At 58.7% G+C, this 14439-nt stretch carries 10 protein-coding genes and 2 pseudogenes; 3 read left to right on the plus strand and 9 right to left on the minus strand.

The window, feature by feature from the left end; genetic code table 11:
* Window positions 1–24: 24 nt before the first annotated feature.
* Window positions 25–1365, minus strand: coding sequence for a metalloprotease PmbA (pmbA, locus tag O1Q98_RS09920; RefSeq protein WP_125257980.1), 1341 nt, complete (start codon window positions 1363–1365; stop codon window positions 25–27).
* A 201-nt stretch (window positions 1366–1566) separates the two neighbouring features.
* Between pmbA and yjgA the strand changes: the two genes are divergently transcribed.
* The gene (gene yjgA / locus O1Q98_RS09925) at window positions 1567–2115 is read left to right on the plus strand and encodes a ribosome biogenesis factor YjgA (RefSeq protein WP_125257979.1); all 549 of its coding nucleotides are present in this window, start codon (window positions 1567–1569) and stop codon (window positions 2113–2115) included.
* 88 nt (window positions 2116–2203) lie between these two features.
* On the opposite strand, the gene O1Q98_RS09930 is transcribed toward yjgA, so the two are convergent.
* The 4 genes and pseudogenes from O1Q98_RS09930 to O1Q98_RS09945 all read right to left on the minus strand — a co-directional run bounded on the left by O1Q98_RS09930 (window position 2204) and on the right by O1Q98_RS09945 (window position 7834).
* Window positions 2204–2518 (minus strand): rhodanese-like domain-containing protein, encoded by a 315-nt coding sequence (locus O1Q98_RS09930; RefSeq protein WP_125257978.1) that lies wholly within the window; start codon window positions 2516–2518, stop codon window positions 2204–2206.
* A gap of 159 nt (window positions 2519–2677) precedes the next feature.
* Window positions 2678–5899 carry an efflux RND transporter permease subunit gene (locus O1Q98_RS09935; protein WP_125257977.1) on the minus strand — a complete coding sequence of 1074 codons (3222 nt, stop codon included), beginning with the start codon at window positions 5897–5899 and terminating at the stop codon, window positions 2678–2680.
* Entirely contained in the window at window positions 5889–6995 is a 1107-nt protein-coding gene (locus O1Q98_RS09940; protein WP_125257976.1) for an efflux RND transporter periplasmic adaptor subunit, read from the minus strand. The genes O1Q98_RS09935 and O1Q98_RS09940 overlap by 11 nt, the downstream gene beginning before the upstream one ends.
* Before the next feature lie 208 nt (window positions 6996–7203).
* A pseudogene (locus O1Q98_RS09945) lies at window positions 7204–7834 on the minus strand (LysE family translocator).
* Between the two features lie 141 nt (window positions 7835–7975).
* Here O1Q98_RS09945 and O1Q98_RS09955 point away from each other — a divergent pair.
* Window positions 7976–8476 (plus strand): DUF1543 domain-containing protein, encoded by a 501-nt coding sequence (locus O1Q98_RS09955; protein ID WP_125257974.1) that lies wholly within the window; start codon window positions 7976–7978, stop codon window positions 8474–8476.
* A 4-nt stretch (window positions 8477–8480) separates the two neighbouring features.
* Here the strand turns inward: O1Q98_RS09955 and aaeB are convergent, their stop codons facing one another.
* The 3 genes from aaeB to aaeX are packed head-to-tail and all read right to left on the minus strand — an operon-like array spanning window position 8481 to window position 11607.
* The gene (gene aaeB / locus O1Q98_RS09960; protein ID WP_125257973.1) at window positions 8481–10436 is read right to left on the minus strand and encodes a p-hydroxybenzoic acid efflux pump subunit AaeB; all 1956 of its coding nucleotides are present in this window, start codon (window positions 10434–10436) and stop codon (window positions 8481–8483) included.
* Window positions 10437–10448: 12 nt separating this feature from the next.
* Complete coding sequence (aaeA, locus tag O1Q98_RS09965; protein ID WP_125257972.1) at window positions 10449–11396, minus strand: p-hydroxybenzoic acid efflux pump subunit AaeA; 948 nt, start codon at window positions 11394–11396, stop codon at window positions 10449–10451.
* Between the two features lie 7 nt (window positions 11397–11403).
* Window positions 11404–11607, minus strand: coding sequence for a p-hydroxybenzoic acid efflux pump operon protein AaeX (gene aaeX / locus O1Q98_RS09970; RefSeq protein WP_125257971.1), 204 nt, complete (start codon window positions 11605–11607; stop codon window positions 11404–11406).
* 357 nt (window positions 11608–11964) lie between these two features.
* On the opposite strand from aaeX, the gene aaeR reads away from it, so the two are divergent.
* A complete protein-coding gene (aaeR, locus tag O1Q98_RS09975) occupies window positions 11965–12909 on the plus strand; it encodes an HTH-type transcriptional activator AaeR (protein ID WP_125257970.1) in 945 nt (314 codons plus the stop codon).
* 77 nt (window positions 12910–12986) lie between these two features.
* Here aaeR and tldD read toward each other — a convergent pair.
* A pseudogene (tldD, locus tag O1Q98_RS09980) lies at window positions 12987–14433 on the minus strand (metalloprotease TldD).
* Window positions 14434–14439: the final 6 nt, after the last annotated feature.

Genomic DNA, 14439 nt, shown 5'->3' on the forward strand with positions numbered 1-14439 from the left:
GTGCGGGTAAACCGGCGCGCAGCATCACACTCCGGCAATCTTCATTGAAGGCAGCAGCACCGAGCCACACTGAATATTGCTGCGCGTTTCAATATCATCACCGATCGTGACCATATCACGCAGCATGTCTTTCAGGTTTCCGGCAATGGTAATTTCACTCACCGGATACTGAATCACGCCGTTTTCTACCCAGAAACCGGACGCGCCGCGCGAGTAATCCCCCGTCACCGCGCTGACACCTTGCCCCATCAGGCTTGTCACCAGCAGGCCGGTGCCCATCTCTTTGAGCATCGCCTCGAAATCCAGCCCGCGACCAGCAATACGCCAGTTATGGATCCCACCGGCGTGACCGGTACTTTTCATACCCAGTTTCCGCGCCGAATAGCTGGTCATCAGCCAGGTTTGCAGCACGCCGTCTTTGACGATATCGCGTGCCTCGGTGCGCACCCCTTCACTGTCAAACGGCGTGGAAGCGAGCCCTTTGCGCAAATGCGGTAATTCCTGGATCGTCAGCCAGGATGGCAGGATCGCCTGACCCAGGCTGTCTAGCAGGAACGTGGATTTGCGATAGACGCTGCCGCCGCTGATAGCGCCAACCAAATGGCCGAACAAGCCGGTGGCCACCTCGGCGGCGAACATCACCGGTGCTTGCATTGTCGCCAGTTTACGGGGCGATAAGCGCGCCAGCGTGCGCCGGGCGCACTCCTCACCCACCCACTCCGGCGCGTTTAGCTCATCGAGCGAACGGCCAATGGTATAGGCGTAATCGCGCTCCATCTCACCGTTGTGCTCGGCAATCACGCTCACCGACATGGAGTGGCGGCTGGAGCAGTAGCTTTGCAACATGCCATGGCTGTTACCAAACACCTTGATGCCATAGTGACTATTAAAGCTGCCGCCCTCGGTATTGGTGATACGCGGGTCAGCCTTGAGCGCCGCCTGTTCAGCCGCCGCCGCAAGCTCAATACCCCGCTCGGCATCAAGCGGCGCGGGGTGAAATAAGTCCAGATCCGGGGCGTCAAAGGCCAGCAGGTCTTTATCCGCCGGGCCGGCATACGGGTCAGGCGAGGTGTAGCGGGCAATGTCCAGCGCCGCCTGCACGGTGCGGGCAATGGCCTGCGGACTGAGATCCGTCGAAGAGGCGCTGCCTTTACGCTGCTGATGGTACACCGTGATGCCCAGCGCACCGTCACTGTTAAATTCGACGTTTTCAACTTCACCATAACGGGAACTGACGCTAATCCCGGCTGTTTTCGTGACGGCGACTTCGGCTGCATCAGAACCGGCGCGAGCCAGCTCCAGCGCCTGTGATACCGCCTGTTCCAGCGCTTTACGCTGTTCTGCAACTTGCGTGATGATTGTCATTGCTTTGCCATAATGAGTGAGAACACATTCAGACAGACGCTAACAGGGCGACACAAATACCGCGATGTCATGCGACTCTCCGCCATGCACCTCAGACAGAGAAAACGAGGTAGCCTAGAATGGAGTCTAACAGGATCAGCGGACAATTTCGCACAAAGCCCATAACCTGATAGGATCAGCCTCTTTTATTGGGGAGCCACCATGAACAAACATCCCGAAGACTGGCAGGACGACGTCCCTGACGCCAGCCAGGACGATGAAGACGAAGAGATAATCTGGGTCAGCAAAAGTGAAATCAAGCGTGATGCCGAAGCGCTAAAAGCACTCGGTGCCGAGCTGGTCGAGCTTGGCAAGAACGCCCTTGACCGCATTCCGCTTGACGAAGACCTGCGCGCCGCCATTGAACTGGCGCAGCGCATCACCAAAGAGGGCCGCCGCCGCCAGTTGCAGTTGATTGGCAAAATGCTGCGCGCCCGCGACCCGGAGCCGATTCAAACGGCGCTGGATAAGCTGCGTAACCGCCATAATCAGCAAGTCTCGCTGTTCCATAAGCTGGAAAAACTGCGTGACCGGCTGCTGGAAGAGGGTGACAGCGCTATTCCTGACGTGCTGGCGCTCTATCCACACGCCGACCGTCAGCAGTTGCGTTCACTGGTGCGTAATGCACAAAAAGAGAAAGCAGCGAACAAAGCGCCTAAATCGGCCCGGCAGATTTTCCAGTATCTGCGCGAATTGGCGGAAACCGAGTAACCCTCCAGCCGACGGGGGCGCACCGCCCCTGACCGGGGCGAAAACCGTCAACGCAGGTCGGGCGCGCGGCTATCGCGCATTACAGGCGTTAGTCAGGCTGCGCGCGTTGCGCCTGCCTGACGGTTTGCTCGTTTTTGGCATTAATGACCTGCGCGATGCCAGCCTGCTCCAGCATCTGTTTGGCCGACCCCGCACGCATACCGGAGCGGCAGTACACCACCACCGGACGGTTCAATGCCCGTAACTGCGCTGCCTGCGCAGTGACCGTCGCCAGCGGAATGTTCAGCGCGCCGTCCACATGCCCGGCCTGATATTCGTCCGGCTCACGCACATCCACTATCACGCAGTGGGCAGGCAGCGTCAGCGTTGATGCGCGCCACCACGCAAGCATACGTTGAAACATGACGTTAACTCCTCTTATTGATCGTTTACCGACCGTTTATTGAGTACTTATTAAGCGCTTACTGACTACTATTACCCCTTACCATGGCCGCTGATGACCCCACGTGCGTTTAACGCCGACGGTTTATCGGCGGGCGCGTTGGCAAGCTCCCCGATGGCATTACTCGACGCCCGACGGCGTTTTCACGCGAAAAGCCATGAAATACAGCAGCGGGATCACCAGTAACGTCAGCAACGTTGACACCAAAATGCCGAAAATCAGCGCGATCGCCAGCCCGTTGAATATCGGGTCATCGAGAATGAAAAAAGCCCCGAGCATCGCCGCCAGCCCGGTCAGCACAATCGGTGCGGCGCGGGTCGCCACCGAGTCCATCACCGCTGTCTCAAGGCTCACCCCGGCGGCCACATTCAGGCGGATAAAATCGACCAGCAAAATGGAGTTACGCACGATAATGCCCGCCAGCGCTATCATGCCTATCATGGACGTGGCGGTGAACGGTGCCCCCAGCAACGCATGGCCCGGCAGAATGCCGATAAGGGTTAATGGGATCGGTGCCATGATGATTAACGGCACCCGATAAGAACCAAAGTGCGCCACCACCAGCAGATAAATCAGCACCAGCCCGACGGCGTAAGCCGCGCCCATATCACGAAAGGTTTCATAGGTTATCTGCCACTCGCCGTCCCATTTGATGGCGTAATGACGGTAGCTATCCTCGGGCTGGCGAATGAAATAGGTTTGCAGCGCCGCCTGATTGGGTGCCGTCAGCGCGGCAATCGCCGGTTGCATGGCGAACATGCCATACAGCGGGCTGTCGTTGCGTCCGGCCATGTCTGCCACCACATAGTCCACCGGCAGCCCGTCTTTACGGTAGCGCACACGTTCTTGCGCCTGAGAAACCACGCTGACCACTTCCGCCAGCGGCAGCAAGGAGCCCGACGCAGTACGAAGCGGCGTACTGAGCAGCGTCAGCAAATCGCCCTTGGCGGCATCGGGCAGACGTAACTGCACCGGCACCGGGTATTTGCTGTCATCACGCAGGTACGTGACGTTATTGCCATTCATCGCGGTCGCAAGCGCCTCTACTATGCTGGCCTGTGTAATGCCAAAACGCATCGCCTTCTCGTTATCCACCTGCAATAGCTGTTTTTCTGCCAGCGGCTGTACGCTGCTGTCGATATCCACCACACCCGGCGTGCGGCGGAAAATATCCGCAATCTGGTCGGCCAGCACCGCGCGTCCTGCCAGCGTCGGCCCGTAGATTTCCGCCACAATCGGCGCCATCACCGGTGGGCCGGGCGGCACCTCCACCACCTTAAGGCGGGCGTGATAACGCGCGGCCAGTTGCTCAAGCGGCCCGCGATAAGCCTGCGCAATCGCATGGCTCTCGCGCTGGCGTTCACCTTTGGCGTGCAGATTCACCATCACATCGCCGCTTTCATTGCCACTACGCAGGTCATACTGGCGCACCAGCCCGTTAAAGTTGATCGGCGCGGCGACGCCAACATAGGCCTGATAATTCAGCACCTCCGGCTGTTGCGCCAGCCAATCGGTCATCTCGCGCAATAGCGCAGCCGTCTCCTCCAGCGCGCTGCCGGAAGGCATATCCACCACCAGTTGCAGCTCCGATTTATTATCAAACGGCAACATTTTGAGTATCACGCTCTTGGTCAGCGGCAACGCCATGCAAGCCATCAGTAGCGCCATCACGCCAAGCAATATGCCAATACGGTAGCGATGCCCCGATCGTGCCGACAGCAGTGGCGTAAACAGGCGCTGCGCCAGCGATTGCCCGGTAGCGCGCGGTGCCGGTGCCGATATCGGCGTATTTTTCAGCCAGCGGTGCGAAAGCCAGGGCGTAATGGAAAACGCGACCCCCAGTGAAATCAGCATCCCCATCGAGGCATTAATCGGGATAGGGCTCATGTATGGCCCCATCAACCCGCTGACAAACGCCATGGGCAGCAGTGCGGCAATGACTGTCAGGGTGGCTAATATCGTTGGCCCGCCAACCTCATCGACTGCACCGGCAATCAGGGAGGGCAACGGCGCATCCGGGTGTAACTGCCGGTGACGGTGAATATTTTCCACCACCACGATGGCGTCATCCACCAGGATACCAATTGAGAAAATCAGCGCGAATAACGACACCCGGTTAAGAGTGAACCCCCATGCCCAGGACGCAAACAGCGTGGCGCACAGCGTCAGCACCACCGCCAGCCCAACAATCACCGCCTCACGCCGCCCCAGCGAGAAAAACACCAGCACCACCACCGAGACGGTGGCAAACACCAGTTTCTCAATCAGCTTACTGGCCTTCTCGTTGGCGCTGGCACCGTAGTTGCGGGTCATCTCGACACCCACCTGCGGCGGTAGCACCGTATTGGTGAGCACCGCCATGCGCTGCGCCAGCCGGTTGGCGATAGTGACGGCGTTTTCACCGGCTTTTTTCGTTACCGCCAGCGTCACCGCCGGGCTGCTCTGCCCCGACGAGCCCGCCGTCCCGTACCAGACGTACTGGCTGGGCGCGGGTGTGCCATCGCGGATGACAGCAACATCGCGCAGGTACACCGGCTTGCCGTTATTGACGGCGATAACCAGTTGTTCAACATCCTGCTGCGAGCGTAAAAACGGGCCGCTCTCCAGACGCACCACGCCCTGATTCACGATGTTACCGGCAGGCAACCCGGCATTCGCCGCCGCCAGCGACTGAGCCACCTGCGCCAGCGTCAGCCCGTTATTCGCCAGTCGCTGTGGGTTAAACTCCACCCCAATGGTGCGGCCAGGGCCGCCTACCGTTGTCACCTCCCGCGTGCCGGGCACCTGCTTGAGCTCACCTTCCAGCGCGTGAGCGATGCGTTCTAGTTCAACACGCCCGAGTGCGGCGTCGCGGCTGAACAGGGTGTAGGTGACGATCGGCACATCCTCAATGCCTTTAGGTTTAATCAGCGGCGGCGTGTTGCCAAGGTTGGCAGGCAGCCAGTCGGCGTGACTGTGTACCGTATCGTAGAGGCGCACCAGCGCCTCAATACGCGGCACGCCGACCTTAAACTGCACCGTCATCACCGCCATGCCGGGGCGTGACTGCGCAGAAACGTGCTCCACACCGGCCATTTGCCCCAGCAACTGCTCGGCTGGCTGGGCTATCTGTGCTTCTACCGTCGCCACAGAAGCGCCGGGGTAGGCCACCAGCACATTCGCCATCGTGACATTGATTTGCGGCTCTTCTTCCTGCGGCGTTACCCACACGGCAAATGCCCCCATCAGAAGAATCAGCACGCCGAGCAGCGGCGTGATATGGGCATGTTGAAAGAAGGCCGCCATGCGCCCGGCGATTCCAGTGCGCGCCAGCGCCTGATGACGGTGGGTGTTATCGTTCATTGCCAGCCCCTTGCGATTGACTGGCCGCCGCTTGCGGGTCTCGCATCACGCTGTCGCCGGGTTTCAACCCGGCCAACACCTCTATCTGGTCGCCCAACGTTTGACCGGTACGGATGTAACGTAACTGCGGACGACCCTCGCGGCCTGCCAGATAGACCGCCGAAAAGTCGGTGTGCTGCACCACGCTGGCCGCAGGAATGGTCAGCCGCCCCGGTGTACGGGAGAAAAACATGACATCGGCGCTGCGCCCTGGCGTTACCCGTGCATCAGGCTGCCCCTCGCGCAGCATGATGCGCACCTTGCGCGTCTGGCTCTGCTCATCGGTGGTGGGAAACCATGTCAGCGCGCTCACCTCAACGGATTGACCGGCCACGCTGACCTGCGGCAATACCTGTGGTGGTTGATCACGCTGTTGTGGTTGATCACGCTGCTGCAGTTGATCAACCAGCGACGCAGGCAGTGTCACCTCAACGCGCAGCGCGCTCGGGTCATAAAATGCGATCAGCGGCTGGCCGGGCAGCACCACCGCACCCAAATCGCCCTCCACGCGCGCGACCACGCCGGGGAATGGCGCAGTCAGACGAAACTGCATCGCCTGTGCGCTGGCTGACTCAGCGGCGGCTATCTGCGCGTTGGCTTGCGCGGCGGCAACACGGTATTGCGCCTGCACGTTATCGAACGCCGAGGCGCTGATGTAGTGTTTATCCCGCATCGCCTGAGCACGCGCCAGCTCACTTTTTGCCTGCGTCAGGCTGGCATTGGCCGCAGCAATTTGCGCCTGGCTGGCCCGGGCCGACTGCTCTGCCGGTGTGCCGTCAATGCGCGCCAGCAATTGCCCTGCGCTGACGACCTGGTTGACCTCTACGGCAAGCAGGCTGATACGCCCGGAAACCGGCACCGACAACAGGGCTGAACGCACCGCCTGCACCGTGCCGCTGGTGTGATAGACACCGACGGGATGCTCAAGGACTGGAACCTGCGCCGGTTGCGCTGAGGACAAGGAGGCGGGCGTGGCCGCGCAGACCGGTTGAGCACCGGCCAAAAAACACAAGACACAGCCGATGTTGACCAGTAATGCAGGGACGCTGAAATACATAGTTGGCCTCTCTTCGCACGCGCGTTGCACCCACAAACAATATACTTAATTATATAATATAAGTATAGATAATATCCATCTTAGCCAGCGGCAGGAAAAACCGGGCGAGGCGGGCAGATTGAGAGGAACGCGAGAAACAGGAAGGGAAGAAACAAAAAGAGAATAGCGGCCCTGAACCTATGACGTTCAGGGCGCGCAGAGCCGGGATTTACTTACCGGAGGCAACCAGTGCGGAACCGGCAAAAATAAACAGCGAACCGGTGGCGCGGTTAAACAGGCGCAACCGTTGTGGCCGGGCAAACAGCGACGACACCCGTTTGCCCATACAGGCATAGCTGAACATAATGCTGCAATCCAGCACCGCCCAGGTGATTGCCAGCAGAGCAAACTGCATCACCTGCGGCGACTGTGTATCGATAAAATTGGGAAACAGCGCGGCGAAAAACAGAATGTCTTTCGGGTTGCTGATGCCGACCATAAATCCGCGCCGGTATAAACTAAACGCCCCCGGCATCGTCTGCCCGTCTTTCTCAACGGCGGGCATCATGGCGGTTTGCGGCGAGCGCCAGGCGCAAATCCCCAGCCAGATAAGATAGAGCGCCCCGACCACTTTCAGCACCCAAAAACGCGCTGGCGGATGCCGCCAGAATCGCGCCCAGCCCAAGCGCCGAGGCCGTCATTAACACCAGCGAGGCGCTGGCGCTGCCCAGTACGGTAGACAGCGCCCGGCGTTGCCCGTACCGCAGCCCATGTGTCATGCTAATTAATGCCGATGGGCCGGGAACGGCAATCAATACGATGATAACGCCAACATAAACCAGCCAAAGATGCCATGTCATTCTTCTGTTCCTGCCATCACAATAGAGTACGATTTACGATAATCAATACGGCGCACGACGGCGTGTCCGCGCGATACAACAGCCTGCGCGACAGCCATGAAAACAGCGATCCCCGCAATTCGCTACAACAGGACTCACCCGATGACCACACTGTTTATGTATTACATCGGCGGGCGCGTTCAGGGTGCGAATATCGAACTGCATGATATCCAGTTTGCTGCGCATACGCACCCGCAAGCGGCCTTTCCACAGCTCAAAGCCAACTGGTTTGGCGATAAAAACCGGGTTCATGTCGATAGCTACACCCCCTGCCGCTGGGCGGACGGCTATGATATCACGCTTCATCCCGAGCCGTTTAGCGGGCCGGAAAAACTGTGGTTTATCAATATGGGCGGCTATCTGCCGGGCAATCCGGCGGAGGTACACCAGTTTGGGCTGTTCGTCGCCCCCGATGCTGAAGCGGCCAAACAGCGCGCCCGGCAAGCGCTGCTGACGCACGTCTTACAACCGCATCATGACGATCTGCACCAGATTGATGACTGCCTGCCGTTGAGCCTGCTGGAGCGCTGGTATGTTCATTTGCACCCCAACCCATCAGGCTCGCTGGCTGCCCCGCTCTGGCAAGGCTACCAGCCGCTGTGACGCCTCAGCCCAGCAACGCATGTTGATGGCTGCGCAAAAGCTGCGTCAGGCGGCCAACGGCCACTATCGCGTCATCCGCCACCTGATGCTCGCGCAGCAGTTGCGGGTAGTGTTCCATCTGTGTGAGTAGTTGGGAGAACGCCTCGCTGCGATAACGATCGCTTGAGGCATCAATGACGTGCGTCGCCGTCAGGCGCAGCTGGCGATGAAACGCCGCTAACCGCTCGCTGACCGGCAGTTCCAGCAGGCGCAGGCGCTGATGCATCATAATCAGCGACAGCGCCAGACGGTATTTCGCTATGTCACCGGCAAACAGGTTGAGCAGCAAGAACAGGTGTTGATACAACGCAGGCAGGTGATTTTCCCGTTTACGGCCAGAGCGGGTAGAAAGCGCTGCTACCGCGCCATAGACAAAGCGGTTAAGCAAGGTGCGCCCGGTGCGCTCGCGGGTATTATCGCGGATAAGCAGAATCACGCTCAATGCCAGCACACAGCCAATGACCTGGCCAATGGCGTTATCCAGAAACTGATTGAGGTTGAACTTCATCGGGTTACTGAGCACGATAATATTGATGGTGCTGGCAAGCGCCCCCAGTGAACCCAGACGCCGTTTTTGCACCTCAATGCCTATCACAAATGCCATGCCGCCAAGCGTCAGGCACAGCAACAGCAGGCTCTGCTGGGTGGCAGGCAACACCACCATAAACAGCAGCGAACCGAGCGGCAGCGCCACCAGAGAGCCTATCAAGAAATCTTTGGCCGCCATCAGCGGATTCGGCAGCCGCATCGCCAGCGATGTCACCACCGCAATAATCACCATGCAGGAACTGCCGGAGGTCCAGCCAGTCCATAACCAGAACAGGCAGCCAAGCCCGGTCGCCACCGCCGTGCGCAGGCCATTAATCATGGCATGATGGGTTTCTGCGGAACTGGCTTTGACGGCAACCTCGGCATCCAGCAGTTGCGCTTCACGCGCGCTGACACGCGAGTTTGTTTTGATGCCTCTTGCCAGCAACTGGTAGCGAGAGGCGGCGGCCAGCCAGCTGAGTAGCATCGGCGGCAGGCTGCGACTATGGCTGGCCGCCAGATAACGCAACTGGCGCAAGCGCCGCGCAACATCGGCGGCATTCTCTGCCGGATGCTCCAGCATCATGGCGATAGCCCCTTTCAGGGCTTGCGGCTGCTCTTGCAGCGTCAGGCGGATTTCACAGGCTTGCGTTATCAATAACCATGACTGGGTGAGCAGCGTCGTGATGCGGCGACTGGCACCCTGCCAGCGCGATGACTCCAGCATCAGTACGCTGCGCATGCCGTTGAGTGCATGAGTCTGGCGCACCAGCCCGTGCCAGGCAGCGTCGAGCTCATCGTCGGCAATGCCCGCGACACAGCGCTGCAATAACTGATACTGCCCGACCCAGAGCGCATCCAGCGCCCTATCGATATCCTGCTTAACCGAGCGGGGAGAGAACAGCAAATCGCCCAGAATGGCGCACACAATCCCCAGCACGATTTCACTGCAACGCTCAACGGCAAACTGAGGGATGCGCACAGGCGCGCTCTGGCTGGTCACGATGATGATAAGCGTGGTGTAACCGGCCAGCGCAAACACATAGGCGTTTTCGACTTTTACCAGCGAGGAAATCCACACGCACACTCCGGCCCACAGGCAGCAGAGCGTCAGCATCACAACCGGCGCTCGCACGGTCGCCATCACAATCACCAGCGCCCCGACGCAGCCAATAAAGGTTCCCGCTACCCGCAACATCCCGCGATGGCGAATCGCCCCGGAGAACGGGTCGCCACCGGCGGCAAAGGCCGGGCCAGCGGCCACGATAGCCGCCGTCAATGCCGCCCAGCGCGGCGTTTCCAGTTGCAGATAAAATCCCAGCACCAGCGAGAGAACAATCGCCGTACTGAGTTTGAACGCGAAACGCAGGCGCAAAAATGCGGGAGTATTCATCACATCCACCGCTTAACCGAATTCACGCAGGCGGTGTAATAACTGCAACAGCGGCGACATTGGCCGGGTATTGCGGGTGTGCTCGCCGGTCACGACCACCGTTGCCGTCGTGCCCGCCGGGTATTGATCGCCCCACTGCCGGGCCAGGCGAATTTTTACCGGCACTCGCTGCGCCAGACGCACCCATTCCAGGTTTGAATCCACCGTTGCCAGCCCTTTGCCATCGGCGGCACTGCTGCTATTGGTAACACCAGCGGCAATACTATCCACCACGCCATATAAAATCTGGTTGCTGCCAAGCGGGGTTATCTCGACCTGATAACCCGGATGCACCGCAGATAACTTGGTTTCTTCCATGTACGCCAGCAGATAGAACGAATCCTTCTTCACCAGCGCCACAGCGCTTGCGCCCCGGGTAATAAACTCCCCGGCGTGTACATGCAAATTGGTTATCCAGCCGTCAGCCGGGGCGCGCACCACGGTGCGGGCCAAATCCAGCCGGGCGATTTCCAGCTCCGCCTGCGCTTTCGCCAGTTGGTGTAACGTGGTTTGCAACGCATTGCCGGATTGCTCAATTTCTTCACGCGACATGGCTTGTATGCCAAGGTGCTGGCGGCGCGCCGACTCGCGTCTTTTCTCATCTGCCAGCGCCTGATAATAGGCAACATCGGCCTGCGCCTGCTCCAGCGCTTGCTGATAGCGCGGCGGGTCGATGACAAACAGCACATCACCTTGTTTTACCTGCTGATTATCTTGCACATTCACCTGCGTCAGCAGGCCGCTGACATCCGGGGCTATCGCCACCACATCGGCGCTAAAGCGCGCATCGCGCGTCCAGGGAGATTCCGTGTAAAACGACCATACCCGCACCAATGCAATGGCCGCCGCCAGCACCAGCAGCAAGGTGATGGTGACACGGCTCAGTTTTTTGATTATCACGTTTACAACCGATGCTTTCACAGCAACCTCAAAGACCGAAATGGAACAACAGATAAAACAGGCAGACAAATAACGCGGAGTTAAACAACGCCGGATGCCAGACCCAGTGATAAATACCGGTGGGATGCAGCAGACGCAGACAGAGAAAAAACACCGCCAGCGTCACCAATAAAACAAAGAACACCGGTGGAAATGACAGACCAAATAACACCATGACCGGAAGTGAGTTCATCTTCTTAACCTTATTCGCCACCTCATTTGCCACCGCTGCCTCGCCACGACACCGACCATGCACAACCGGTTTTCAGGGATGAAAACGGCACAGCCCGCTCCCCATCAGCACGAGCCAACGGCAGGCAAACACAGCATGAACTGAATAATCACGATGGCGGGTGCTGATTTAATGGCGTGCGAGCAATGCAGAATTGCCATGGCGTTAAACCAGCGCAGTTAATCTTTTGATACAGCCCTTGCCGCACAGACAGCGAACCAACTGCGCGCCTGATGGCCAGACATGCTATAGTATGAGACGTTATTATTATGTTATCTACCTAATGTGATCTAAATCACTTTTAAGCCAGGGTTAACAATGGATCGATTAAAAAGCATGGCGGTGTTCGCCAAAGTGGTGGAGTGCGGTTCCTTCACTGCGGCGGCGCGTCAGTTAGCGATGAGTGTCTCTGCCGTCAGCCAGACGCTATCCCGGCTCGAAGATGACATCCAAATCAAGTTGCTCAACCGCAGCACCCGCAGCATCGGATTGACCGAAGCCGGTAAAATTTACTACCACGGCTGCCGCCGGATGCTGCATGAAGCGCAAGAAGTACACGAACAGCTGTATGCCTTTAATAACACGCCAATCGGTACACTGCGCATCGGCAGCTCTTCGACCATGGCGCAAAATGTGCTGGCGAACATGACGGCTGAGATGCTGCAAGAATACCCGGGGTTGTCGGTTAATCTGGTGTGCGGTATTCCCGCCCCTGACCTTATCGCCGATGGGCTGGATATCGTTATTCGGGTCGGCGCGCTGCAAGACTCCAGCTTGTACTGTAGCCGCATCGGTTCCATGCCGATGGTGGTGTGCGCGGCTAAAAGCTACCTCACCCAGCACGGCACGCCGGAAAAGCCCTCGGATATGGGAAATTTCTCCTGGCTGGAGTACAGCGTGCGCCCGGATAGCGAATTTGAATTAATCGCCCCCGAAGGCATGACAATCCGCATCCAGCCGCAGGGCCGGTTTGTCACCAATGACCCGCTCACATTAATCCGCTGGTTAAAGCAGGGCGCAGGCATCGCCCATGTGCCGATGATGTGGGTTTTTGAGGAGATAAAACGCGGCGAGATAGAAATTCTGTTCCCGCGCTACCATTCCGACCCGCGCCCGGTATACGCGCTGTATACCCGGCCAGATAATCTGCCGCTCAAAGTGCAGGTCTGTATCAATTACCTGACGGACTATTTCAATAAAGTGGCGCTGATTTATCAGGGATATCGGCAGGAAAACCCACACAACGCAGAGACTGGCACATAAAACAGGCCGCATCAGCGGCCTCAGAGGTGGTGGAATGACCGTGGGATAATGGGATAAACAGTTGGTCAATCCCGCGTTTAGGCGGTGCCGCCAACGGTAATGCTGTCGAGTTTCAGCGTCGGCTGCCCGACACCGACCGGCAGGCTCTGGCCCTCTTTGCCGCACACCCCGACGCCTTTATCCAGCGCCAGATCGTTGCCGACCATCGAAATCTGCTGCATGGCTTCAATGCCGGAGCCAACCAGCGTAGCGCCTTTTACCGGCGTGGTCACACGCCCGTTTTCAATCAGATAGGCTTCAGAGGTGGAGAACACGAACTTACCGGAGGTGATATCCACCTGGCCGCCGCCAAAGTTCGGCGCATACAGGCCATACTCAACGCTTTCGATAATCTCTTGTGCAGTCGATTGGCCGGCCAGCATGTAGGTGTTGGTCATACGCGGCATCGGCAAATGCGCATAGGACTCACGGCGGCCATTGCCCGTCGGAGCCACCCCCATCAGCCGCGCATTGAGTTTGTCCTGCATGTAACCTTTCAGAATACCGTTCTCAATCAGCACGTTGTAACGTCCGGCCACCCCTTCGTCATCAATCGCCAGCGAACCGCGACGCCCTTCAAGGGTACCATCATCCACCACGGTACACAGTGAGGACGCCACCTGCTGCCCCACCTGACCACTGAACACCGAGGTGCCCCGGCGGTTGACAATCCCCTTCCAGACCATGGCCGACCGCTTCATGCAGCAACACGCCCGGCCAGCCTGCGCCGAGCACCACCGGCATCGAGCCTGCCGGAGCCGCCACCGCAGAGAGGTTCACCAGCGCCATGCGCACCGCTTCTTTCGCCCAGTGCTCGGCACGGGCTTCACCCTCTTCCTGCTGCCAGAAGTAGTCATAGCCGGTGCGGGCGCCGCCGCCGCTGGAGCCACGCTCGCGTCGGCCATTATCTTCCACCAGCACACTGACGGATAAACGCACCAGCGGGCGTACATCCGCCGCCAGCGTACCGTCGGTGGCCGCCACCAGCACCAGTTCATAGACCCCGGTCAGGCTGGCCGTCACTTCCTGCACGCGCGCATCAGCGGCGCGAGCGGTGGCATCGACACGCTGTAGCAGGGCAATCTTGTCTTCACGCGATAAGCTATCCAGCGGATTATTCTGGGTATACAGGCCGCGATGCGCCACTTCGCCCAGCGTTTTCACCCGACCATCGCCCTGCTCGCGCACAATGCTGCGCGCCGCCTGCGCACTTTGTTGCAATGCGTTAAGGGTGATTTGGTCGGCGTAGGCAAAGCCGGTTTTTTCGCCGTGAATAGCGCGAATACCGACGCCCTGATCGATATGGTAGGAGCCATCCTTGATGATGCGGTCTTCCAGCACCCAGGATTCATGATAGCTGGACTGAAAATAGAGGTCGGCATAATCGATACGCCGCTCACTCAATGTGCCCAGAATAGAATGCAGATCCTGATGGCTCAGGTTATTGGCCGTGAGTAATTGCTCACTGACAAATGTCAGACTCATAGAATG

It is taken from the genome of Dickeya lacustris (genome assembly GCF_029635795.1).
GTDB lineage: Bacteria > Pseudomonadota > Gammaproteobacteria > Enterobacterales > Enterobacteriaceae > Dickeya > Dickeya lacustris.